This window comes from Marinimicrobium sp. UBA4209, from assembly GCF_002381585.1.
Taxonomy (GTDB): domain Bacteria; phylum Pseudomonadota; class Gammaproteobacteria; order Pseudomonadales; family Cellvibrionaceae; genus Marinimicrobium; species Marinimicrobium koreense.
Genome location: NZ_DFTP01000042.1, coordinates 1 through 26890 on the forward strand (window position 1 = coordinate 1; position 26890 = coordinate 26890).

General features: G+C 59.0%; 6 protein-coding genes. 1 reads left to right on the forward strand and 5 read right to left on the reverse strand.

Annotation, left to right across the window (positions count from 1 at the left end):
• A partial coding sequence (locus tag B3187_RS05635; protein WP_286805030.1) for a putative bifunctional diguanylate cyclase/phosphodiesterase occupies positions 1-1172 on the forward strand: 1172 nt, incomplete at its 5' end.
• Between the two features lie 18 nt (positions 1173-1190).
• Here B3187_RS05635 and B3187_RS05640 read toward each other — a convergent pair.
• The 5 genes from B3187_RS05640 to B3187_RS05660 all read right to left on the reverse strand — a co-directional run bounded on the left by B3187_RS05640 (position 1191) and on the right by B3187_RS05660 (position 26882).
• The gene (locus B3187_RS05640) at positions 1191-4736 is read right to left on the reverse strand and encodes a translocation/assembly module TamB domain-containing protein (protein WP_286805032.1); all 3546 of its coding nucleotides are present in this window, start codon (positions 4734-4736) and stop codon (positions 1191-1193) included.
• The gene (locus tag B3187_RS05645; RefSeq protein ID WP_286805034.1) at positions 4733-6502 is read right to left on the reverse strand and encodes an autotransporter assembly complex protein TamA; all 1770 of its coding nucleotides are present in this window, start codon (positions 6500-6502) and stop codon (positions 4733-4735) included. Before B3187_RS05645 ends, B3187_RS05640 begins: the two co-directional genes overlap by 4 nt.
• Positions 6503-6680: 178 nt before the next feature.
• Entirely contained in the window at positions 6681-9245 is a 2565-nt protein-coding gene (locus tag B3187_RS05650) for a glycoside hydrolase family 9 protein (protein ID WP_286805035.1), read from the reverse strand.
• Positions 9246-9375: 130 nt separating this feature from the next.
• Positions 9376-11244, reverse strand: a complete 1869-nt coding sequence (locus tag B3187_RS05655) for a ShlB/FhaC/HecB family hemolysin secretion/activation protein (protein ID WP_286805037.1) — start codon at positions 11242-11244, stop codon at positions 9376-9378.
• Positions 11245-11291: 47 nt separating this feature from the next.
• Positions 11292-26882 (reverse strand): filamentous hemagglutinin N-terminal domain-containing protein, encoded by a 15591-nt coding sequence (locus B3187_RS05660; protein ID WP_286805038.1) that lies wholly within the window; start codon positions 26880-26882, stop codon positions 11292-11294.
• Positions 26883-26890 lie beyond the last annotated feature (8 nt).

A 26890-nucleotide genomic window follows, 5' to 3' on the forward strand; every position in this document is an offset into this window, starting at 1 on the left:
ACAACTTCAAGAACATCAACGACTCCCTGGGACACAAGGCCGGCGACCGCCTGCTACAGGCCTTTGCCGATCGTCTGCAGGGAATGGTGCGCGAGGAAGACACCTTCGCCCGCCCCGGCGGCGACGAGTTCATTCTGCTGCTGCCCGCCACCGATGCCAGCGGCGCCGCTCATGCCGCCCAGAAACTGTTATCGCTACTGAACCGCCCCTTCCGTATTGACGGCTACGATCTTTCGGTTACCAGCTCGGTGGGCATCGCCCTGTACCCCGAAGACGGCACCCATCTGAGTGAGCTGTACACCAATGCCGATATCGCCATGTACCGGGCCAAACAGAAGGGCCGCAACACCTACAGTTTTTTCACGCCCGAACTGCAGACCCATTACGTCCGGCTGATGCGAGTGGAAAATGCCTTGCGCCAGGCATTGGAGCACAATCAGTTCGAGCTGTACTACCAGCCTCAACAGGAATTGCACACCAGCACCATCATCGGTTTTGAGGCGCTCCTGCGCTGGAACCACCCCGACCTGGGCCGGGTATCCCCGGCGGAATTCATTCCCATCGCCGAGAGCAGTGGATTGATCGTGCCCATTGGCGAGTGGGTGATGCGCGAGGCCACTCAGCAACTGAGACGCTGGATCGATGCCGGCATCGCTCCGCCGAAAATTGCCATCAACCTCTCGGCGGCCCAATTCCATCAGCCAAACCTGCCAGACATGGTATTGAGCATTCTGGACGATGCCGCCCTGCCACCGGAATACCTGGAGCTGGAATTGACCGAGAGCATCACCATGGATGATCCCGAGCGGGCGGTCACCATGATCAACCGCCTCCATGGGGCCGGCATCAGCCTGTCCATTGATGACTTTGGTACCGGCTACTCTTCACTGAGCTATCTGAAGCGGTTCAAGATCAGCAAGCTGAAAATCGATCAGTCGTTTGTCCGCGACATTACCAGTGACAACGACGACCGGGTGATCATCAGTACCATCATCACCCTGGCCCAGAGCCTGGGCTTGCGTGTCATCGCCGAAGGGGTGGAAACCCAGGCTCAGCGGGAATTTCTGCGCCGTCTCGGCTGTCACGACATACAGGGCTACCTGTTCAGCCGCCCGATCAACGCCGCCGATGCGGAGGCGTTTTTGCGCGAGACGGTGGCGTCCCTGCGCTAACGGTCCATGCAGCCAATTCTAGCGTTCGAATTTGTAGATCATGTCCACGCTCTGGGTGACCCCGGACTCAGCTTCCAACCGCAACTCTTCGGTAATCTCATAGCGCAGTCCCAGACTGTTGGTCTGGTCGAACAGCCCGACAACGTAGCGGACAAACAGTCGCGGCGTCAGGTATTTGCCAATGTGCAGCGAGCTCTCGGTGACGTCATCTTCGGGCTGAATCCGAAACTCGTCGAGGCTGAAGGTCTCGGCGATTTCGGCGGTGATGAAGCCACTGCGCTCAAGCCCCAGTCCGCCGATGGCATTGATCAGCATGGAAGCATCCGCCGAGGAGGAGCTGTTGAGGGACTTGCCGGTCAGCAGTATCGCCATGGCTTCACTGTCCGGCAGTGATGGGGTGGAAAATACGCGGCTGCGGGGCCTCTGCAAGGTGCCGCCAATTTCCAGGCCCGCGGTCACTTCATCCGCTTCGCGGGTAGCGCGAATGTCCAGCCCCGGATTGTCGTAGGGCCCCTGGAAGATCAAGCGGCCCCTTTCGATGTCCAGGTCCTGGCCATAGGCCTTATAGCGCCCCTCGGCCACTCCGACCTCACCCACGGTGAGCAGCCCCCGTTCAGGGTTTTGCAGTACCTGCAGCTCACCGGACAGACGGGCGGTCAGGCCGAACCCCTCAAAACGCACGTCATCGCCCAGGGCCAGATTCAGGTCCACGAACAACTGGGGACCTGTCGGTTCATCGCCATTGCCATTGCGATCCTTCAGGACCACATCGTCCGACACCCGCGTCGCCGATTCCGGCAGGGATTTGAATTTCGCCAGCGCCTTGGGGATCACCGCATCGCCGCTGAGGTCAATGCGCTCGCGGTTCATGGTCAGTTGTAAATCCGGGCTCAGCAGTACCAGCAGCTCCCGGGTGTTGAGCGCCTGAAAGCGATCGCCGGTCAACTGAGCGGTTACCTGTCGATCCGCTCTCCACGGATTCTCGACCCTGCCCTCGAGCCGCAACTGTCCGTCGCCAGAGGTCACCTGCCCCTGCAGCGCCAACTGCTGCTCCATGGCGCGCGCCGAGAGCTGCAATCCCTGCAGGTTCAGCCCCACCGCCGGTACCTTGGCGGCGCCCTCGCGCAGAGTGATCTCACCGGTCAACAACGGCTGACTGACACGTCCTCCCAGCGTCATATCCGCCGACAGACGGCCCGCCACATCCTGCAACTGTGGCACCAGAGCCTCAAGCGGCGTCAGGGAGTCGATACCCGCCTGCAGGGTTCCCTCGAGAGCGCCACTATCCGTGGCCCAGTCGGCCTTCGCCTGGATGCGCCCAATCTCGCCCCAGTCGCTCTCCAGCAATGCCTCGACTTTCTGATTCTGCCAGTCTGCCTCCAGACGGGTGGTCTGCCAGGGGTAGACCTCCTCATCATCTTCGCCGAACTGATAGCGCAAAGCCCCCTCTCGGGTTTCCAGTCTCAGCCGGGCATTGGCAGCCCCCGAGGCCGGCATCAGCAACTCCAGCCGGCCTTCCAGGGTGCCCTCAAGCGATACTTCGGGCTCCAGCCAACGCTGCGCCAGTCGAAGCGGCAATCCCTCAACCAGCGCCAGGGCACTGGCGCCGCCATCCGGTTGCCACTGTCCATCCAGGCAGATCCGCCCTTCCGGCGCCTCGGTGGCGGCAACCCCTTCCCGACGCTGCCAACGCGGCACCGGGCTCAGACAGAGCGACTGAACGACCACCTCGCGGGCCGACAGCACCAGAGGGGCCGGGCGATCGAGCTCCCACAGCAGGGGGTCGGGGGGCTCCAGATCCATGCGGGTCAAAGCCCCTTCCCAGCGCTCCTCACTGTAACCACCGGACAGGGATGCGGCGGCGCTGCCCCAATGTTCGGAAACCAGAGCCAGATCCAACTGGTGCTCTTGCACCCGTCCCCGGCCCTCCAGCGATATCGTTTCAAGCGACTGCCCCGCCAGCGTCAAATCCGAAGCGCTCAACTGTGCGTTGAAGTCACCACCGGTGCGCGCCAGGCTAAGGTCCAACTGGCCCACCTGATAGTCCGTCCAGGCCAGGGACTGACCGTTCAAGGTCACCTCGCCTTGGGGGTCTTTCATCGGTCCGCTCAGCGTCATGTCCGCATTCAGGCTTCCCTGAAGGGCGGGGTCCAGCTGCGAGAGAATGGGCGCCTGCACTTGCGCCTGAAGGTCGAGCTGCTCCCCCAGGGCCCCGTTCAGGACCATCTGATTGGCCCCGAGCGCCAGCCTGAGCTCCCGGGTCAGCAGTCGCCCCTGTTCCACATCGATATCGCCACGCAATAGCAACGCCATGGCGCGCAACTGGCCGGCGACATTGAGGTCGGTTACGGAGGCGCGCAGGTCGCCATCTACCTGCTGCCCCTCGCTATTGAACTGCCCCTCTATCTCTCCGGGCCAACCGGCGAGGGCTGGCACCGGCAGTTCGGCGGGATTTATTTTCTGGAACTCAACGCCCACATCCCATTCCAGTTGCGGCGCCCAGCGCAGTGTGCCGCTGGCATTCAGCCCTCCGTCGTGCAGGTCAATGGCCAGAGTTTCCAGAGCCACGTGTTCGAGACTGCCGAGCCCTTTGGCACGAGCGTTCACCGACGGAAGGCCCGGCCCCTGGCCAGAGAAGGCGACCTCCAGATGGTAATCGTTGAGCCAACCGGACAACTGCAGCCGTCCACCGGTTTCCAGCACCGGCCAGTCGGCGGGGAATAGTGTCGGTGGCAACAGCTGCTCCGGCCAGAGCGTATCCAGCACCAACTGTGGCTGGGTTTGTTCGTCATCCAGGTTGGGCCAGAAGCGAAGATCACTGGTCATGGTGGCCGGTGCGGTAAGACGGTGCTCGGCGGTGACGCTGGTCAGATCGCCCTCGATATCCGCTTCCCCCCGAAAGGTCATGGGCTGTTCGCCCAACTCCGGCAGGGTGTAGCGCCAGGCCAACGTCAGATTCGAGTCATAGGGGTAGCGCAGTGCTGTGCGACCGTTAAGTCTCACCTCGAACTCCGGCCCCACCGCGGCAAGATCCCACACACGCAGGTTGAAAGTTCCCAGACTGAGCGTGCCGCTGATGCCGTAGAGCTCGGTTACCTGTTCCTGCTGGTGGATGCGGATGTTGCGCAAGTCGACTCCACCCAATTCGATCCGCACCGGCAGCGCCAAGGTGGGCCACTCCCGAGGTCCGTCCGGTTCCGGGGCGGCCTCCTCCGCGGGGGGAGGCAAGTGTAATTCCACCGCACTGGCCCGCAGGGACTGCACCGACACGGCACTGTACAGCAACGCCAGGGGTTGCCAGCGGAAGGACAGATCTTCTATCCGATAATGTTGCTCCTCCAGCCGATATTCAACCCAGCCCAGGTCCAGCCCGGTAACCAGGTTGCCGCTCATCCGGTCAAAGGTCAGGGGCAACCGCTGGGCCACCTGATTCAGCGCCCAGCGGCTGCCGGGCTCGGTCGCCACGATCGCGGTGACCAGCGCCAACAGCAGAATCAATACCGCCAGGACGCTATAGAGCGTCCAGCGCAGGTATTTGAATGCCTTCCAGAACCAGGGCTTCATAGATCCGGCCCCATACTCAAATGCAGGCGCCAACCTTCATGGTCATCCAGCGCCCGGGCGAAATCCACCCGCACCGGGCCAATGGGGGAAATCCAGCGAACGCCCAACCCGACGCTGCGTTTGAAATCGAAATCCGAATTGTTGAACGCATTGCCCTGATCCACAAAGGCGGCGATCGCCCAGTTATTCATGATGCGGTAGTCGTATTCCACACTGGTGGTCAACAGGTGATTGCCCCCGACCACGACCGGTTCGTTATCGTCCTCGCTCAGCTCGACGGGGCCGATAGACTTGTAGTCGTAACCGCGCACGCTGGCATCACCACCGGCAAAGAAGCGTTGCGATACGGGCAGGTCATTGAACTCAGCCACTTCGGTGATACCCCCTTCGGCGCGCAGCAGCAACCGCCCCGGGCCAATGCCGTAGATTCCCTTGACCCGGGCGTAGAGCTGCACAAAACTCGTGTCGGAGCCCAGACTGGACGGCGACCCGGATATCCGCCCCAGAAAGCTCCAGCCCGAGAGCGGGTAGTTGTTGCCGTCGCTTCGGGTGCGGGACAGACTGAACGCCGGGATCAACAGGTCCGAGCGCTGCTCCGGCTGCCCCCCGACCTCGTAGTATTCCCGCTCATAGTTGAGCGAGTAGGTCTGCAGCCAGTCACTGTCCTCTTCGGAGCGGGTATAGCTGGCACCCACGGTGTTGATGGCGCTGAGGGTGTTGTCGGTTTTCTCGTTCTGGTAGCCGGTATACAGGCGCACCAGCTCATTGGCGGGCCGACTCATCGGAATGCTGTAGGCCGCCTCCACATTGGTGCCTACCTCAGACACTTTGATATCAGCGTTGAAGGCGTGGCCCCGGTTGTTCACATAGCGGTTTTCGTACCCCAGCAGCAGGCGCGGTCCGGTGTCTGTGGCATAACCGGCCCCAATCGAGTAGCCGTGACGCTTGCGCCCTTCCAGTTCGATCGACACCGGCACCGTCTGCCCGTCGAGCTCCTGAAGGAGAGGGTTGACCCGAACCGAGCGAAAGTAATCACTGGCATTGAGCCGGCTCTTCAGCTCGAGCATGGGCTCTGTGTCATAGGGCTCGCTCGACTGGAAGGTGTAATAACGCTCGATGAAGGAGGCATCGAGGATGTCGTGCTCAAGGCGAAGCTCGCCAAACTGATACCGGGGACCGGTGTGGTAGATCAGTTCCAGATCCGCGGTATTCGCGTCTTTATCGACAACCACTCGAGAGCGCTCAAAGCGTCCCTCGAAATAACCCCGCGCCGAGGCGAGCACGCCGAAGCGGCTCTTGAGCGATTCGTACCGGCCGTGGTCCAGAATATCCCCCACCCGCAGCCCCGGCTGATTGCGAATGGACTGAAACGCCCCGTCGTTTTCGCCCTCGCCCTTGATGACCACCTCCACCTGCGCCAGTCGGACCGGCTCACCGGGCTCCAGGGTCAGCGTCAGTGCCCAGCAGTCCTCGCCCCGGCTGAGTTCATGCTCGCTGCTCAGGTGGTAGTAACCCAGGGCCTGGGCCGCCGACTGCACCTGACGGCTCAACTCCCGCAGCCGAGCGCGCAAACGCCACAAGGGTGTGTCGCATGGCTCATCGGTGATGGTGATAAAGCTGCGCACATTGTCGCGCAGGCGATCACTGCCGCCTTCTATTCGGATGTCGGGCGATGCGGCCCAGAGGAGGGGGGCAAAGCAAAGCAGCAAGGCGCCCACAGTGGCACTGGCCAGAGTGGACATCGGGCGGGAGCAGAAAGTCAGCAAAACGTCAGTCCGGGCACAGGTCATCCATCGAAGGGGTACTTTAACGGTTTGACTGCAGGACTCAAAGCGGGTTGCGAAAAATCCGCGTTATTTTTTGTCAGCCGGGCACCAGGCGACGCCCCATGACGAAGAACGGCGCCTTGAAGGCGCCGCTCTCAATACGTGGCTGACGATTCAATCAGGGTTGAGCAAACATCGATCGCACCGCATTGGACAGAAACAGATAGCTACCGCCCACGGTGATCACGTACTCATTCTGACCCCAGAAGAACGGCCAGTTGTTTTTGTTTTCCGGGAAGTCCGGTGGCAACACCAGAATGCCCGGGATGATACCGCCGGGGATGAAGGAGAAGTCCGCCCGGTTGCTGCCGTACGCGACAGTGGCCGAATCCGGCCCCAGGCCCGACACGAACGAGTAGTTGGAAGCCGGGTGCTGACCGAACACGAAGTTCAGGCTGCGGTGCACCAGGTCCGCTTCGACAATGTCCGGGAAGGCCTGATTCAACCAGTAGTTGGCGATACCGAAGCTGATCACGGTACCGGCACCGGCCCAGCCGCCACGGGTGATAGGCACGCCGAAGGGATTCTCGGCTTCGAACTCGCCAATGCTGTCCCGATAGGCCTGGGTCAGCTCGCGCAGGTCGCGCTCGTAGGCCTCATCCATCAGCGGCAGCGCCGCCGCCAGCATGAAGGCGTTCTGGGCAAAGCGCTCGGAGACCTGCGGCAGCAGCGCGCGCACCGCGTCCGCGTATTTTTCCTCCTGAGTGCTGAGTAACAACTCCACGGCCGCCTTCAGCTGCTCTTCCTCAATCCGTCCGCCGGTGGTGTTGGCGTTGCGGAAAGTGTTGGGTTCACGGCCCTGCTCGTACTCCCAGACGTTTCGGGCGGTCTGCAGGCTCTCTTCGGCCAGCTCGTCGTTGTAGCCGCCCAGGGCCCGACTGGCGGCGGCCAATGCGGCGGCGGAGCCGTAGTTGAGCGCGGTGGTGTTGGTGGTGAAAGCCCAACGGTCATCAAACCGGCCACTGCGCATAGTGTCCGAGGGCATCACGTCCTCGGTGGGCGTCGGATCAATGGTGGATGGCTCGTACATCTCGCCCACACCGCGTTCGTCGGCATGCGGATCCAGCGCCGGGTCATAGACCTTGTTGTCGGTTTTGGTGGAACCGTCACCCAGGTGCGGATACTGGTACAGGTGCGAGGCGACAATGCCCGGAATGGCGTGCCCGATGGCCCGGTGCTGGGCAATCAGCGCCAGGGTGCCGTGCTCGATCTGCTGGAGAATGTCGGACTTGCCGTCGGGACGATGGATTTCCGCGTAGCGCTTGTCCTGCAGCACGGTGGTGTTATCCCGATCGATACCGAACTGCTCCCAGGTGTGCACCAGATGCTGCACGGTGAAGTACTGGGACTGGGTGCGGATATCGTAGTCACCGGCGTCGTACCAACCGCCGTAGTTCAGGCCCGGAATATGCTCGAAGGGCTCGAAGTCGGTATCGGTATTTTCATCGTGGGCAAAGAGGTCAAAGTGCTCGTAGTTGGGCGGTGCCTGCAGGGCATCGTCCAGGTGCGAGGCACCGTGCCAGACCCGGTAGGCTTCGCGCACTTTCATATGGTCCATCTGCACCGGGAAGAAGACATCCAGGGTCAACTGCCAGGTGTTCTCATGCACCTTATCGTCGATCGGGAAAGGCAGCGTGGTCTGGTCGCCATAGGCCAACTGGTAAAGGCCGGGCTCGGTGACATCGGAGAAATCGAAGGTCAGATACTGGTAGCGCAGGTAGTCGCCCCAGGTCTCCGGGGTACCCTGCTTGACCACCTCAGTATCGCCGCTGTCCTTGACCCGCAGCAGACGCGCCGAACCCTCGGGCTGAGCGTTGGCGTCCAGCTCAATGATGGCACGCTTGTTCTGCGCCGGATGATAGCCCAGTTGGGAATAACTGATGACCGGATCCCGGGTCCAGCCGGGGATGCCGTTGATATCCAGTTCCCACTCGGCCACCACACCGGATTCGCCGGCGGGCAGCAGGCTGCGCACCACGTACCAGCCGTTCTGGGCCTTGTTGCGACCGTCGTAGAGCATCAGTTCGCGCTCATCGCGCAGGTTACGGATACTTACGGTGCGTTTGGGGTCTTCCGGCGCCAGTACCAGGTGCTGCCCCTGAGCAAAGGGGGTGGACTCGGTGAGGCCATCTTTGACGATCATCGGGCCGGCGGGGTGGCGCGGGAAAGTGCCGGCCACGCCATCGGCCAGGTAACCCTTACCGAAATAGGCCGCCGGGACAAATTCCATGTTCAGGCCAGCCTTGCCTTCCAGAGCGGCGGGCAGCGGCTCATCCAGCAACACTCGCATCAGGACTTTATCGCCCTGCGCTTCGGTCACCACGGTGTATTCAAAGTCGTGCTCCGGGTAGGCCAACTGGGTTTCCACCCGCTGGCTGTCCCGAATGACCCGGCGCTCGACCAATTGGCCCATACCATCCCACTGTTCGGGGGTGGGCAGCAGGCGCACATCGCCGTTGGTGGCGGTGCGTTCACCGTGGTGGATGATTTCCACACCACTGGTTTTGGCGTCGAAGAACAGGCCGCCGGGTGGGTTGGCGAACGCCAAGACGTTGACGCCGGGGCGTTCGAAGTAATCACGCTCGTTGAGCGTCAGGGTGTCGCTGCCGGGCTGGGTCGCGCAGGCCGTGACCAGCGCGGCGGCGCATAGCCCGACCGCCACGGGTCTGAATAAGGACTTCACTCTCTTTATCATGGTTACCCCTCGTTATCGTGGAATCGCAGAAGGCCCTTATATTCAATATGACCATCTACTTGAGGGTAACCATACCCCAACCGACACCTTTTTTCGAATGTTAAGTGGTCTACGACATCTAAAAACTATACTGGAGATCGAAGTAGGCCCGGACGTCGTCCTCAATATCGCTATCATCCTCCAGCGCCGTATTGCGGGCCGCGAGGGGCTGGGCCAGGGTGAGCGAGCCGCGCACCCCGGCTACGTTGATCCGAAAACCGAGACCAATATTGCTGAACTCCCCCTCGGTGTCCTCATCCCCCTCCAGGATCGCATAGCGCTGCCCGTAGCCATAGTCGGCAAACAGCATGGGCTGCAGCGCGTCTTTCAGTGGCCCGAAACCGGGGAAAATCCAGTCGACACCGGTGTGTACACCGTCGTCCGCAAAATAGGCATTGAGGGCAAAAGCGCGCGCCTTGCGCGGGCCGGACAGAGAGAACTGATTCACCGACGAAAGCGCCTCTCCCGAGTACTGCAATGAGGTGCGGCTGATCACCCGGGTCCCCAGCTCGGTGAAGGGTAACCGCCAGAAGCCGAGCAGGGTATAGTCCAAATTCACCAGAGTCGGCGTCTGAGGCAACTGCTCATCCATCGGGTCCACCTTGCTGAATTCGCTTCGGGTAACGCTCAGGCCCCCTTGGTGCAGCAAGCGTCGCTCTTCATCCAGGCGATCGAAGCGGTACTCCAGCGTCAGATTGCGAACAACGCTGTGCCGCACCAACGCCGAGTTGACAAAGTCCATTTCCGAGCCGATTTCCGCCCAGCGCAAGTGTACCGACCGGTTCTTCAGACGGGTGCGACGCAGTTGATAGTCCAGCGCCGCGTCGAGCACCTCTGAACGACCTTCAATATTCAATGCATCAATATCATCGGAACTCGACTGTCCGACCACAAAGTCATTGCTGGAGGCGCCCACCGAAAACTTCAGGCGCGGAAAGTAGGCGGGCACCCGGTAGCGGAACATGCCATACAGGGAGTTATCCGGCTCGTAGGAGTTGAGCACCCCGACCTGCAGCTGATCGCCAATACCCAGTGGATTGTGCCAATAGACATCGCCGTACAATCGATACTCGCCGGAGGATTCCGAGCCGTGGTTATCGATGCGCAGGTTGGCATCGAGCCGACGCTCGTCGGTGACATTCAGGACCATGCGCGAATCGCCCACCTGTTGACCGGGCTCAAAGAAGCCGCGCGCCCGCACACCTGGCAAATCGTTGACAAAAAACAGGCGCTCTTCAATGACGCCCGCTTTTACCGGTTTATCCAGCACGCCATCGAACACCCGGGCCAGGGTACGGTCCCGATAGTGGTCATTGTTCTCCACCCGTACCTCGCCAAGATTGCCCATCAGCACGGTGAGGTTGACCACGCCGTCGCGCACCCGCTGTTCGGGAATATAGGCTTTGGCTAGAATGAAGCCCCGCTCGCGATAATACCGGGTGATGGTATCGGCGACGGTTTCAATCATGCCCAGAGTAATGCCCCGTTGCCGCCGCTGCTCACGCACATGGAACACCACGCGCTGTACTTCCAGCGGGCCGACGTGGCGATCCTTGGTGTCTTCTTCGATTTCCGCAATCAGATCCGATAGCGATGCCAGCTCATCGAGCGTATAGCCCGATTCCAGCATGGCATCCTCATCCATCATATCGAAGCGCAACGCTTCGACTTTCTCCATCACTTCGGCCCGGGTAATGCCCAGTTCCGGGTATTCCACCAGACCCTGCACGCGAAATTCGCGCACGTTCAGCCGGGGGCCTGCCTGGGGGTCGGGGCTGCGGTCACGCACGGGGGGCACATCCAGATCCAGACGCAGACTCTGCTCTTCCAGATCCGGCACCTCGGTGGTATCCGGCATTTCCAGAAAACTGCCCGCCAGGCATGGCGTGGTGGCGAAGCCCAGGCAGGCCAGACCCACCACTTTCAGAGCTGTTGATACGGCACTCATGAAACGTCCTTTAATCCCTGTTTTTTGGTCGTTATGATTGAACACACTCAGTACGCGGAATACCGTTCCTCGTCTTCCTCCTCATTGCCGTAGCGCTGATCCGGTGGCATAAGAATCGAGACTTCGTCGAAACTGTAGTTGCGTACTGCGGTGAAAATGGCGGGGTCAATGTCTTCCAGGCTTTCCACTTCTACCATCTGTTCACCGGCACTGGTCAGCTCCTGATTGCTGAACTGAATGGCCGAGTTGTTTTCGAATGTTTCCGGTATCTGGCCAAAACCCCAGACAGGCTGCCAGCTCCGAATACCCTGCAGAACCAGCGAGTCCTTGAAGTACATGACCAGCGGCCGGGCCACCGACCCGATATCGCCACTCACGACAAAAAGGCCTCGCCGGCCGACCAGGTCCGGCTTGTTCACATTGATGCCGCCCAGTCCCAGCAGGCTGCCCTCCGCGACCGTAAAACGAACGGTACCGACATAGTAGTTGGCATTCACCACGCCGCCGGCCTCAATGGCACCCTCGGCGGAACGATCAAATACCGGCCCCTCCCGGTTATCCAGGGTCACCGTCCCTTCGTTGAAAAACACAATATCGTCATTGTTGGCCAGGCGATCGATCCGCACGTCCCCGGTATTGCCCAGATCGATCCGGCCCCGGTTATTGGTGGCGTGCAGTTCACGGGTATCAAGCGCGATGGTCTGTCCGGCACCAATGCCCTCGATGGCCGCCAGTTCGATTCGCTGAGCAATCACGCCGGTCGTCTGCGCTTCCAGTGCGGATTCAATGCGCCGGCCACTGCGCAGCGCAATGGTGCCCTCAGGGTTGTCGAGGTAACTGATGGTCAGATTGTCGCCAGCGGCGTACTCAATGTTGCCGGATCGGGTTTCGGTGCGCGCCGAGCGGCTCATGGTCAACTCACCGCCGGCGTCCAACTGAATATCCGCCACCGCAGCCAATCGAGCATTCTGTTCAATAGCGTCCTTGGCGTTAATGCTCAGGGCGCCACCACTGATCACCTCGGCGTCCTGCGCGACCCGCTCACCGGCAAGCTGAATATCGTTTGCGGTAATTGAATGATTGATAGTCAGGCTACCGTTTTGTGCATCGAGATTCAGGCTTTCGGCGCTGAGCCGGTTTTCAACCGACAGGCCCCGACTACCAATCCGCACCTGACCGTCGCTGTCGATGCTATCCAGACGCAATACCTCACGACTGTCCAGCGTCAGATCCCCCACCTGGTCCGCACGCAGGCCCTGAATGCGGTTGTTCTCGTTCATGGCCTGCAGGTTTCCATCAACGGACAGATCCAGAAGGTCGACCGTCCAGGCACCATTACTCTGAGCAACATCACCGCGATTATTGAGCCCGAAAGTCTGTGCCTGCACGTCGCCCAACAACAACTCGCGTTGATGATGCAGCTCAATGTCCTGGGCGGCATCAAGATGAACGGTATTGCTGAAACGGTTGCCGCCATCCAGATAGATACCCGCCTGCTCGGACGCAAAGTGAGTGACACCCGCGACGGAAAGATCCGCGTCGCTGGTAAGATTGCCTCGAGCCGTCACCTGCGCACGCCCCAGGCTGCGCAGTTCTTTCAATACCAGGGCTTCGCTATTACGCAGCGCCAGGCCACCGGTGCCGACATCCGCCATCAGGGTTTCAATCCCGGTCTCGATTGGGCTCTCGACGGAGCCAAACTCGCTGACCGAGACCAGACGCAGCTCGCGTGCGGACAAGGCCTCGTCCGCACTCTGGGTTACCCGGGCGTTGCGAATTTCCAGGCGCCCGGGCACGGACAGGGCACCGACCAGATCCACCACATCGTCGGTATTGGCGGCGAGAGTGAGGTTGGTTTTGTTGGTGTAATTGAGCTGCGCCAGATCACTGACCTGGACGCGATTGTCTTCTATTACGACCCGATCCGGATTCAGGCGGGTGTTGATAGTCAACACATCGGCCAGCACATTGTCCTGCACCTGCGCCAGCTGCGAAAACTCGACACCGAAGACCTTGCCATTGCCGGCAGTGTAGCGAAGCTGTTCCTCACCACCAGTGCGCGTGCTGTAGGTCACCTGATAATTCGCATCACCGCCGGACACCCGCAACTCATCATCGCCTGCGCCGCCGCTCAGACGCTGATTGCCTTCGACACCGGTGGGCAGGTTCATCAGAAACTGGTCATTGCCGGAAGCACCGTCAATCAGGCCGGTCACGCCACCGCCGTCGAGACGGAACGTATCAACGCCCTCGCCTCCAATCAGGTCGGTAACGCCCTCGAAACTCAGGCGGGTGTTGAGCGTACCGGCGTTTTCGCCCCGATCAAGCCGCCAGCTGTTGTCGGCGTGCAGAGAAGTCAAGGTGGTTTTGGTATTGTTCCCGATGAAATGGGTGATGTTGCGCAGGTCTCCGCGGGCTTCCCCCACTGTCACAGCCACGAGCCGGTTGACCTCGGACATGTCCACGGTGTTGTCGCCGTCGCGACCATCGATATAGCCCTGCAACGACCCGCCCGACAGAAACTCGACGACATCGGTGCCATTACCGCCGATCAGATTGGCCACTCCCGTGAAATTGAGGTCACCGAGTGTGCCCCGATTCTCGCCGTCCAGCACCCAGAGGTTTTCGTCCGCGCGCCCGATCAGGGTATGACCGGCGGCCGTAGGTGCCGCCAGGGTATCGATATTGAACACCTGCAGATCAGCCGTCGGTGCGTCCTCTGAGGACGGAGATTCCACCGCCAACTTGAGTTTTCGATCGTCGGCCAGCTCAAACAGATCGAGGGTGTCTTCACCACCCGCGCCGTCAATTGCGCCGCTCACGGCTCCGATACCATGCAGTTCGAAACGATCCGTCTTGCTATTGCCGAGCAGGTCGACAAAGCCGGCGAAACGGATATCACCATTGAGCGAACCGCTGTCCTGACCATCGATCACCCAGGTGTTGGATCGGTCTTCGCCCTGAAGCCGGTGATTGATGTCGCGGTTGCCAACCAGGCTACCAACGCCGCTGACACGAACATCAGCGCCCTGGTTGTTGAGGTCCAGGGAGATCAGCAGCGGCTCGGCGGTGTTCTCGATATTGAGGATATTGTCTGCCAGAGCGCCGCGCCCCTCGATGCGACTGACCAGACCATCGCCCGAAAAAATGAAATTGTCAGTACCGTTTCCACCCACCAGATGATCGATACCCCGAAAGCTCAATTGTCCTTCGAGTTCACCCGCACCGCGCTCCTGTAAACGCCAGGTGTTTCCCTCGCCGGTACCGACCAGTTGATGGTCGCGATCCAGGCTGGCGGTCAACGAGTCGATATTGACCAACCGGGTTTCGTTGTTCTCGCGATCGCCCACCGTAAACCGGTGCGCCAGCTCCGCTTCCTGAGTGGATACCGTATTGAAATCGCCCCGCCCATTGATCTGACCGACCAGCTGGCCTTCGTTCTGCAGAACAAACGCATCCTGCCCGTCACCACCTTCCAGCACATTGAAGTCAATAAAATAGAACGGCTGGTGATTGTCGATGGCCACCTCTCCGTCGTTTACGCCATCGCTGTTAGGCAGATCGGCCAATCGCTGGATGGTCCAGGCCACTGAATCCGTCACTCCGCCTGCAACTTTCAAGGTACTGGTGGTGTCGCTGGCAACGGCGCCACTTTTTCCGACCACGCCCTCAATGCCGAGAATATCCGAATCGATATCGCCCACGGTGACCACGACATCGCCGGCCTGATTGGAATAGTCCACCAGATCGATACCATCGCCATCGCCGCCTTCAATAGTACCGTCCACATTGCCGGTGCCCAGCAATGCAAAGGTATCGCTATGGGTGCCGCCGGTCAGCTCAGTGAAACCCGTGAATGTGACACCCGCGTCACTCGCGCCGGATGCGGTTGGGGAGACCTGCCCGGCATTGAGCGCATTAACCACCCAGGAGTAGGCCGCATCGGAGGCACCGTACAGGCGATTGCCAGCGCCCTGGGCATCAACCTGTTCGATTCCGGCGACCTGAATGTCGACGTCGTTGAGGCCACCGAGTCCGACCGAGACGGGCCCATTGTCAGACAGGGCGGTAAGATCCAACGCATCGACGCCTCCCTCAGATTGAGCTCCGCCGCTTAGCTGTTCAAAGCTGGCCAACTGGCCGACCGTCAGTGCGCCGCCCGCTACGAACAGATCATTGCGAGCGCCGCCCTCCAGGGTTTCCATCCCGACAAACTCGGTACTGGTGCCACTGATGCCCTGTTCGGATACCGTGCCGCGCCTTGCCTCCGTCAATAACCAACGGTTATCCCGGTTGGGCCCTCTCAAGGTGTTGCCCTCACCACCGCCGACCAGCGTCTGGATTGCCTCGAATACAATTGATTCATTGAGCGTTCCACGGCCAGCACCGCTCAGAGCCCAGGCGTTATTGTGTTGATTTGCGCTGAGACGATTATTGCCACTGGCACCGCCTTTCAACACACCGCTGAAGTCGTTGCCGCTGTCGAGAATCGAGAAGTGATCCGCTTGGGTATTGCCCACAAGCGTGGCCATGCCTTCAAAGGCCATATAGTGTTGGCTTACCGTGGATTCCGCCCCCACCGAACCGCCATCCGAATGACTGATCAGCCAACGCGTCGCCACATTGTCGCCGGTCAGAGTATCGTGACCGGAACCAGCCAGTGAGTGAATGTTTTCAAAGCCACTGATCCTGCCATTCGCCGTTTCAATCTCGCCGTCATACTGACCGGTCAGCCGCCACTGGGCCGCCTGCTCGGCAGTTTCGCTATCGGAAAGTTGATACGCCAATCCATTGTCGCCGTTACCACCGTCGATGCCGGAGACCTGTGCCGCCGATGTCAGGGTAAAGCGATCATCGCCTTCACCGCCAAGAAGGTCGGACAGGCCCGTAAAGGACGCAACACGATCCTCAACCGAGCCCTGATCTTTCCCGCTGACCCGCCAGTAAACCGAGTCGTCACCTTCACTCGCTACCTCAAGGGTGTCATCGTTTCCGCCACCGTCGATGGCGCCGGTGATTAGTCCCCCGGTGTTCACCACAAAGGTATCCCTTGCAGAACCGCCCTTCAGATGTTGAACCCCCTCGAAGCGAAGCGAATCGTTACCCAGGTAGCCCGAGTCCGTGCCGGTGACCGTCCAGGTAGCCTCGCTGTCAACACCGTGAAGCACATTATGCCGGTCGTTGCGTGCGCTCAGCGTTTGAATGTTCTGTACCCTCAAAGCGGTGTCCGTCTCGCCTGACCCCGACGGCGTTGACTGCCAGAAGGCAAAACCATAATCAGAGCCAGTGGTATCGATCACATTGCGGCCAGTCCCGCGAGTGGCGCCGCCGTCCACTGAACCGGTGATCTCGCCGGAGCCGACAAACTCGAACCGGTTATTGCCGTCACTGCCCACCAGATGATTGAAGTCGATAAAACGGATTTCATTGTCGCCGCCGACATCAAAGATGCCGTCATTGATGCCATCGCTGGAGGCCAGCTCGTCAAGTTTCTGAACACTCCAGGTGTAATCGCCGTCACCCACCACGCGTAACGTACTGTTGGGTGACCCGTTATCGGTGTGATTGCCGATAATGCCGTTGATCCCCTCCATAGCCATGCTATCGCACCCGGACACACCGTCCAAAAGGGCGATGCAGATATCCCCGTCGCTACTGGAGTAATCCAGGAAGTTGGAGCCACTGCCACCGGTGACTCCGCCGGTCAGGTCTCCGCCTTCGAAGGCAAACACATTGTTCTCGCTGCCTTCCAGAAAAGCAAAGTCATGAAAGGCCAGGATGGTGTCGGTCCGCTCGTTGTTTTCGGGGAACACCTTACCGGTGTTAATGTCGGTAATAACCCACTGATAGGTACCCTCTTGAGGACCTTTCAGAATGTGTCCCTGATTCCCGCTATTGGCATCAGGGTTGGCTGTGAGGGTTTCGATATTGACGATGCTCACATCGACATCCAGGGCATCCCCCATTCCCACGGTGATCCGCTCGTTTGACGAACGTTGGCTCAGGTCGACACTGTCTCGATCATCCACTTGACCGACGGGCTCACCTCCGTTGAGCAGACCGGAGAACAGAGCTCCCGTGGCTGACGCCACAAACTGGTCGCCCTCTTGTCCACCAACCAATGTCGTCATGCCGACAAAGTCAGTGGCGGTTCCATCCACGGCGGGGCTGGCTGCATCTCCGCTCGCAGCAGAAACTACACCCTGATCCGAACCGGTCAGGAGCCAATAGTTATCTCGGTTCGGACCCTGCAGGGAGTTGTTCTCGCCATCACCGACCAATTCATCCATACCACTGAAATTCAGAACCTCATTGAGGCTGCCGGCCCCCGTGTCGGTCAGCACCCAGGTGTTGGCACCGCTGGAGGTCAGGGTATTGTTGCCGCTTCCACCCGAGAGAGTGCTCATGCCGGCAAAATCAAGCCGTTGCTCGTCACCCGACACCGACGTTTCCAGGGTGCCCTCATGCGCGCCGGAAATGATCCACTCGCTGGGGTTACCGGTGCCTTGCAGAGTATCCGCGCCCGAACCCGTCAGCACACTGATGGCGGTAAAGTTGATGCCGTCTTCCGCTTCACCCAAGGTAACCGAACCATTGTTAGGCCCACTAAAAGCCCAGGTCGCAGCGTTCACGTCGTTAGGCTCGACATCGTAGGTGAGCGTGTTGGTACCGGCGCCGGCGGCGATGCTTTGCACCCAGGCCTGAGCGCCGGTCAAGGTAACGCGATCATCCCCCTGACCTCCGGCCAAAACCTCGATACCCGTGAAGGTACCAGCCCGATCGGCACTGCCTGCGGCAAAACCGTCCACCGTCCAGTCGATTGCTTCGCCATCGGCGCTGCCAATGGTCAGAGTATCTGTGCCTACGCCACCATTAACGCCGCCGGTTACGGAGCCGGTCTGCCCGCCATTTCGTACCAAGATGAACTCATCTTGATTCGAGCCACCCCAAAGGGTCTGGATGCCCGTGAAGCTGACCGTCTGACCCTCGGCTACCAGACGACCACCATTGGCCCGATCAATTATCCAGTCACTTTGGAGGTCCGGGCCGATCAACAGATTCTCACGATCAGTGTGGGCCCGAATGGTTTCCATACCCTTGAGCCATAAGGGTGAACCACTGGTGCCGTCTGGAGCCTGCTCCCTGAGCCGAAACGCCACGGCGGCACCAGATTGCCGGGTATCAACGATGTCACTGCCGGCCCGGCCATCAACATAGCCGGTCAGTCTTCCTCCACTTTCAAACAGGAAGGTATCCACACTGGCACCACCCACCAGCTGATTGAAGTCAATGAATTCGACGTCGTCCCCGTCGTATTCGAAGGCCCCGTCATTGATCCCATCAGCACGGCTGTGTCCATTATTGTGAATTCGCCAGACGTAATCCTCATTGCCATTGGCCCGCAACTGACTGTTGAAGCCAGAGCTGCTGTTACCGATCACCCCATCGATGTTATCCAACAGAGGACCATCGCAGGCTTCACTGCCCGCAAGCAGGTTGACGCACAGGTCTCCGATCGCCAGTGAATAATCCAGCCAAGTATCGCCGCTACCACCGGTTATTCCGCCCACGGCATCTCCGCCGTCAAAGCGGAAGTCGCTGTCCTCTCCACCCACCAGATAAGCGAAGCCGGAAAAATCCAGTACGCGATCAGCGCTGTTATTGGGCTGGGACTCGCCCGAAGTGGGCTGAACAGTGCCGGCATTTTCGCCGGTCAGAGTCCACAGGTAATAGCCCGACAGGGGCCCCAGAAGCTGATTGCCGGTACCACCGGCAACGTCATTGCCAGCCTCGGCCGCCGTCAAGGTTTCGATATTGCGGATGGTGATATCGTCGTCAGTCCGGGCCGCCCAACCTGACGCCTGGTTGTCCGGTGTCAGCATCCCCACGGTGACGGCTTGCGTCAGGCCTTCAAGATTCAGCGTGTCATTAGCGCCAGCACCACCATCAATCACTCCCTCAAAGAGGGTATCGCCTGAAGCAGTAAAGGTATCGGCACTGACGCCGCCGACCAGGGCTGCCATACCATCAAACTGAATGGCATCATCGGGATCACCAACGGGGGCCAGAGTGCCCGAACCAGCGCCTTCCAACGTCCACACATTGGTGACGTCAGGTGCGGCAAGTACATCTCCACCACCACCGGACAGCGTACCGAATGATATGAACTGATTGATTCGATCGACCACAGAACCGGTCGCGCCATTATCGCCAAAGTGCGTGACGGTCCAGAGATTATCATCACTGGCCAGACTGAGCGTGTTACTCGCCGTGAGGCCTCCATCCAGAGTGCCGTAAAACGCAGTTCCGGCCATAAGTGTGAAGCTGTCCTCGGCTGACCCGCCCACCAGCGAAGCCATACCCGACAGTGTCAGATTCTTAAGACCCTCCGCTTCGACTTCGTTCAGGTTCCATTGGTTATCCGCCAAGGTCATACCCGCGGTAAGCTCCCAGTCGGTACCCTGGTCGCGTCCGTAAAAAGTGTCCGCTCCCGCTCCTTCCAGTGTTTGAATACCACGAAAGGCTTCGACCCGGGTATCACCCCCTTCCTGTACGGCCGCCCTATCGGCCGCCGAGTGGTCCAGGTACCAGTGATTGGTCCCGCCATTGACCGATAGAGTGTTGCCTGCATCAGACCCGCCGTCGATCTCACCGGCGAAAAAGGCACTCTCGAGCAGCATGAACCGATCCGCACCCGCACCACCGGTAACCTTGCTCATGCCAGTCAGCGTTATCAGGGCGTTATTGGTGGTATCCGGTTCATAGAGGTTCCACTGACTGTCAGCACCATAGACCCAATCGGTGGCCTCATTGCGGCCCTGGACCTGATCCTCGCCCGTACCTTCCAGTCGTTGTATACGACTGAAACTCTCGAGTCGTAAATTGGCTGTCGTATCACGCTCGACCACCGCACTCTCAGTACGACCGTCGAGATACCAAATATTGGGATTGCCATTGATGGTCAGGCTGTTGATGCTGGCCGAACCAGCCGCTTGCCCACCGCCATCGATTGCGCCGGTGTAGACCGCATCCGCCGAGAGGGTGAACCGGTCATTGCCGGTACCACCGATCACTTTGCTCACTCCGTCAAAAGTGACCAACGGATTCGTGCTTGTGTTCGGGTCATAGAGCGTCCATTGAGAATCGGCGCCGTAGATCCAGTCGGTAGCGTTATTACGCCCCTGAAGGTGATCGTCACCCGAGCCCTTCAGCACCTGGATGCCGCTGAAGGCAGTGAGGCGTAGATTTTCTTCGTTCCCGAGTTCAACCACCGCATCGTCAGTGCGGCCATCCAGATACCAGAGGCTGGGGTCACCCTTGATTGTCAGAGTATTGGTGCTTTCCGCCGGCTCGCCACCATCGATCTGGCCGGCGTAGACCGCACCGCTCTGCAAGGTAAATTTATCATCACCACGGCCACCGACAACCTTGCTCATACCGCTAAAGGCAATCAGTGGGTTGGTGTTGGTGTCCGGTTCAAAGAGCGTCCAGTGATCATCGGCACCGTAGCTCCAATCAGTAGCGTCGTTGCGGCCCTGAACTTGGTCATCCCCCGAACCTTGCAACATCTGGATACCGCTGAAGGCGTTGAGGCGTCGACTTTCTTCGTTCCCGAGTTCAACCACGGCATCGTCAGTGCGGCCATCCAGATACCAAAGGCTGGGGTCGCCGTCGATGGTCAGGGTGTTGGTGCTGGCCGAACCGTCCGTCTGTGCACCGCCATCGATATCACCGGCGTAGGCGGTACCGGTCTGCAACGTAAATCGATCGTCGCCACTGCCGCCGATGACTTGACTCATGCCAGTAAAAGCAATCAGCGGGTTGGTGTCTGTGCCCGGCTCAAAGAGCGTCCACCGAGCCTCGGAGTCATACACCCAGTCGGTGGCCGCATTGCGCCCCTGAACCTGGTCGTCACCCGAGCCCTCCAGGGTCTGAATACGGCGGAAGGCATCGAGTCGCGCGTGTTCGTCGTTACCACGCTCGACTACTGCGTCTTCAGTGCGGCCATCCAAATGCCAAAGGCTGGGGTTGCCGTTGATGGCGAGCGTGTTGGTACTGGTCGAGCCATCGGCCTGGGCACCACCGTCAATTTCACCGGTGTAGGTCGCGCCATTCTGCAAGGTAAAGTGGTCATCACCGGTACCGCCAGTGACGTTGTTCATACCGCTCAGAGTCAGATAACCATCAGCCTCGGCCTCTGAGCTGGAAAGCGACCAACGGTTGTCCGTGGACAAAGTCCAATAGGTGGTTTGATCATGCCCGTAAAACTGATCCGAACCTGACCCTGTGAGCGTCTGAAAATCGCTGAACGCACCGACCCGGACGTTCTCATCCTGGGAGACGGCCGCCTGGGTTTCGCCGTCGTGATCCCAACGCCAGACGTTACCCGCGCCAGCGACGGTCAATGTATTTCCGCTCTCCGACCCGCCATCTATGGTGCCCGAGATCGACCCTGTACTGGTCAGCGTAAACTCGTCATCCCCGTAACCACCTTGCAGGTTGCCAAAGTTGGTGAACGTGAGATCACCAGCAAACAACCCGCTTTCGCCCTCGCCTGCAGCATGAGAGATAGTGCCACCGTTCGCCTGATCGATCGTCCAGACGTTGCTTCCATAAGCCAGGCCCAGCGTCGAGTCCCCGCCATTGCCGGTGACTTCGTTAATACCCTTGAGGTTCCAGGTAAAATCGGTGGTTCCGAAACCGATGTTCAGCGCTTCACCTTCCACACCTTCCCACGCCGAGAAGTCGAGGTTGTTGGCACCCGCTCCACCGTCCAGCACACCGGACAAGGATGCGTCTCCCTGAACCAGAAACTGATCGCTGCCGTCGCTACCGGTCAGGTTTTGAATATCAGAGAAGGTCGTTACCAGCGTCGACGCATCTCTGGGCTCGCTCTCACCAAACTCCCGGATGACCGGCCCACCGCTGTTCTCACCATTCAGCGTCCAACTTACTGTGTCGCCAACATTGCTGACCGCCCTGAGCTCATTGTCACCTTCACCACCCTGAATGTCGGCGATGGAGCCGCCCACCTCAACGGTGAAAATGTCCTTCTGGCCTCGACCCACCAAGGTCGCCATACCGGAAAAGTTCACCACATCCTGAGCGGCACCCGATTCAAGGTGCCGCTGAACACGACCGCCGCCGGCACTGACCACCGACCAGGCATTGTCCTGATCCCGGCCGGCCAATGTGTCAGCACCAGAACCTTCCAGAGTCTGAATACCAGAGAAAGTGATATCCGTGGATGCTTCTGAAGCCGACGTCAGGCGATTGCCGGCATCGTCGCTCGACAGACTCCAACTATGGGCGTCTTCGGTGTAGGCCGAAAGAGTATTATTGTCACCACCACCGCCGCTAATGGTGTAAACCGCATCGCTGTGCGATACCGTGAAGTGATCCACCCCACTGCCACCGGTCAGCGAAGCAAAACCGTTGAAAGCAAAATGAGGGTCTTGGTCTTCGTTGAACGTGATAGAACTATCACTTTCAGAGCCATCGCGCAGAACCCACCGATTGTCCGTGTTGGTGAGTACCAGCGACTGTTCATTAAAACCGACCGCGTTGACCTGAATCTGGTCCGCGACCGGGGCCGAGCCTCCACCGAACTGAACATCACCGTAGCTGTTGATGGTCAATTCAGTAAGACTAGCCGTACCCGACGCGCCAATGGCACCGTCGAAGGTGGTCGTGCCGGTATGCAAGGTCAAGAGTGAGCCCGGATTCTCAGCATCCAGCGTCCCGGTGATGGTAAAGTCACCGGCTTGAATATCTGAATCTTCAGCCAGACCGTCAGCGTCGATTGGACCGGCGTCTGTGCGGATCACAAGACTCGGAGCGGCGATCGAAACATTACCATTCAGGTCTATGTTTCCTCCGGCACCATGGGAAACATTTACTTCGTTCTCGTCATGGGCTGATAGAGCACCACCGGACGCTAATAGATCACCCGTCAGTATAATCTCGCTAGCTGGCGTAACCGTAATGTCACCAGCATCACCACCGTTGGCCGGGTTTGACCTAGTAGTGAAGCTTGCTGAGTATGAGTGCCCGTCTCCGCCACTCGCATCGACCTCTGCGAGCGCTATGTTGCCGCCAGTCGACGTAATTTCAACTTCACCACCGACCCCACCGTTCTCCCCGTCACCGAACCGGCTATCATCATAACCGGATCCGCCTTGGGTCATCAGTCTGCCATCAAGCGTGACATCACCTGCAGCGCTAAGCTGAATAAAACCACCATTATACCCGGGACCTCCACTCGTCCGGGATCCGGCAGAAGCATTAATCTCCGACCCACTCTCCAATAGTAGGGATCCGGCGGAATCAATGGTAATATTTGAGCCGTTCTGTCCCTCTTGCTGGGTGCTGATAGTGCCCAGCGTCAGATCGCTAACGCTACCCACATTAATTGACCCACGACTTACCACGGACAGGGTTCCGCCAATATCGGCATCATTCAGCCGAAAATCCGCATCATGAAATAGATCAACATCACCAGGCGTGACGACCTGTACGGAATGATCAGCCCCCAATCCATGGAGTTGATTACCCGACTCTGAAAAGTCAAGATTGACTACGGCACTTTCATTAGTGAACCCAAACAGAAAGTCGCCGGCGACTTCCAGGCGGGAACCGGCATTCTGCTCTATAGAAAAACTACCGGCTTGTGTTTCTTCGAAATCCATCTTTATCGTAAGATTTCCCACACAGGTTCCAACGGCGCAGTCCCCGTCAGTCACAATGGTTCCCAGTGACAGTGCCTGAGAAACCGTCAGGTCTACATTACCTCCGTTTGACCGACGCGCATTCCCGTTCTGAACTCCAGTTCTATCCTCTTCGAGGCTATTAGCTCGATCAGTATTGATCTGAACAGTATCCGAAAATTGGATACTGTTAGCTTTCAGGTCAACATTTCCACCAGAGGTAAAGACCGACTTATTCAGGTAAATGGTGTCGCCGGCGGTCCAATCGATATTTAGCGAATCGCGCGCATCACCCCAAGAATCGCCCATGGCGGTGTCATTCTGCAAAGAACTTCCGTCCGACAAAGGGCTAGCAAGTTCGTTGGCATCAACGTAGATACTCCCCTCTGAATTTACATAAAATTCAGTTTGACCTAAGCTTTCCCCGTTTCCCCCTTCCCAGGTGCTTTCTCCTGTGTGATTAAAATTAAGCTGAGCACCCAGAGTAAAGTCTCCACCGTTATCCACGTGAATGGTCCCGATGTAGCTGGGGCCTCCAGCTGAGTCAGAAACACCCACATTGTATCGGCGATTTACCTCACCAAGTGCAACACCGTCCCTTGCATAAATATAGATATCTCCCGACTTCCGACCAATCGTGTCATCCCCATCGATCGGAGAAAGGGCCTCAGTCCCGGTGTTAATCACACCCTCTGTCTGGCCGTTCTCACCATTCTCGTCGTAAAAGAAGTTGGAAAAGGACAGGGGCCTTGCGTCGGGGCTACCCTCCTCAACAGCATCGCCCACCTGGAACCTTCCACCTTCTGTAACCGCATCTGCTCTGAGCTCGATATTGCCTGTGGCATTGAGCAGGACATCGGATCCACCGGAGTTCAGGTTTCCGGTAATTGTAAGGTCACCGACAGGATCTCCGCTCAGACCTTGAACATCGAGGGAGCTGTCGCCTGCGTGAACCTGGATATTTCCAGCTTCCGATATAAGGTTCGCGCCGACATTAATGTTATTTCGGGATCTTAGAGTGATGGAGGAACCTGAAATTTCGCCACCGCTCATTAAGTTAATGGTGTCCGTCGCGCTTAGAAGGACCTCTTCCGAGGAGTCTATCGATGTTCCAGCGGACAGAGTAATAGTTCTATTGCCCACTTCGCCCTGACATATCGCGTCACCGCAGGTGGGATGCCCAGCGATTGCCTCAAAGCTACCTTGCCCCAAAAATATGGTCTTAGCTAACCCGATATTTCCACCAGAGTGAAACTTGAGCCATGTACCAGATGACGTCCCGTCAGCGTTTAGAGCGCTAGAAACTAAGATACTTTCAGTCGCTTCAAGAGTGACGTTCGAACCGCTTTCCAAGAGCGCCTCTACAACCCTCGGGTCAATCTGAAACTCTTCCCCACCATCCTCAAAACTGATTCCATAACTTCCCGCACCACCCTCCACTAAAGAGTCGTTTCCGCTATCAACTATCTCTATCACTTCCGGATCTAAAAGTAGCGTCCCTGCCCCGCGCGCTCCCGATAAGTCAGCCGTTCCGGAGAACGCCAGCTGCTTCTTACCTGACACCTCTGCAAAGCCACCCAGGCCATCCGATGCGCCGGCAGCTTCAATATAACCACCAAACCGCGTACTCTCATCAGCCCATACGATAATGAGGCCGCCGTCGCCACTAGCAGTGGCGCTCGCCTTTAGCTCGGCTTCCGCTTGCACAATCGTTTTTTCTGCATTGGGCAGCCAGGGGTTTTCGCCCCGATAGTCGCCCCCGAGGTAAATATGCCCACCGCCTTCCGCTCCTGAAGCGTCCACCGACGCAGTGGTCTCAGCGCCTACATATCGGCCCAGCGCCATGACCTCACCGCCATGCCCCCCAGTGGAGGACTTTGCCTGGGTTTCGCTACCGCGTTTCAGTAAGGTCGTGCTCCGGGCGTTGAGCTCAATACGGCCGCCATCGCCATTCTCGGCATTGGCTTCGACCAGGCCACTCTGGGTGACATTCTCGCCCAACAGGACCGCACTACCGGCGTGCTGGGAGTGCCCAACCCGAATCTCACCCGTATTGACCAGGTTCGCCCCTTCGCCCAGCGTAAAGCTGCCATCATCGTGCATAACCACACTGCGTGCGTCCGACAGCGAGCCGGTATTGACGGCCTGGGAGAATACGTCCCGGCTGGCAGAGGCAGTCAGCAGTACTCGGCCACCCTTGGCTTCAATGGAACCCTCATTCACTACTGCGGGATCTACACCCAACTCATCCTGAAGAATGGACTCGGTTACCCGTATACCCATCAGGCCGTCACTGTCGAAGGTCAGCACCGCCTCTTTGCCGGCGGCCAGTGTTACCGACCCCAGCTCAGCGCGAATCAGCCCTTCGTTAGTGACGGTTTTACCCAGCAGCCCTATCGAACCACCTAGTGATGCCTGCAGCGTTCCCTGGTTGATGACCGCGCCTTCGGCCCCGTCCAGCTCGGAAAAGGCAAAGTCACCGTTCATAAAATCATCGACGCCGATATCGAGACCGCTGGCCAGCAGGCCACCCACATTGACCTGAGCCGACTCACCGAACACTATTCCTCGGGGGTTGACCAGCACCACATGGCCGTTGGCATTAATACGCCCACGTATGTCCGAGGCCGATTCACTCAGTATGCGGTTAAGCGCCACCGAATCCGCTCCTGGCTGCAGAAAGCTCACCACCTCGTCGGCATCCAGATCAAAGCTGTCCCAGTCGATCGCAATGCGGTCCGAGTACTGCTCAATCAGCATCTGCTTCTGTGCCGCCGATATCTGGCCTGAGCCTCCGGTAATGCGCCCCCCTTCCGGGCCAGCCGCGGCCGGCTGAGACAGTACCAAAGGAGAACAGGCCAGCATGGCCATATAGAGCTTGCGCTTGGAGAAGGACAGCAGGGTGTTGGCGCGGGACGAGGGAAGCGTCATGGTAACAA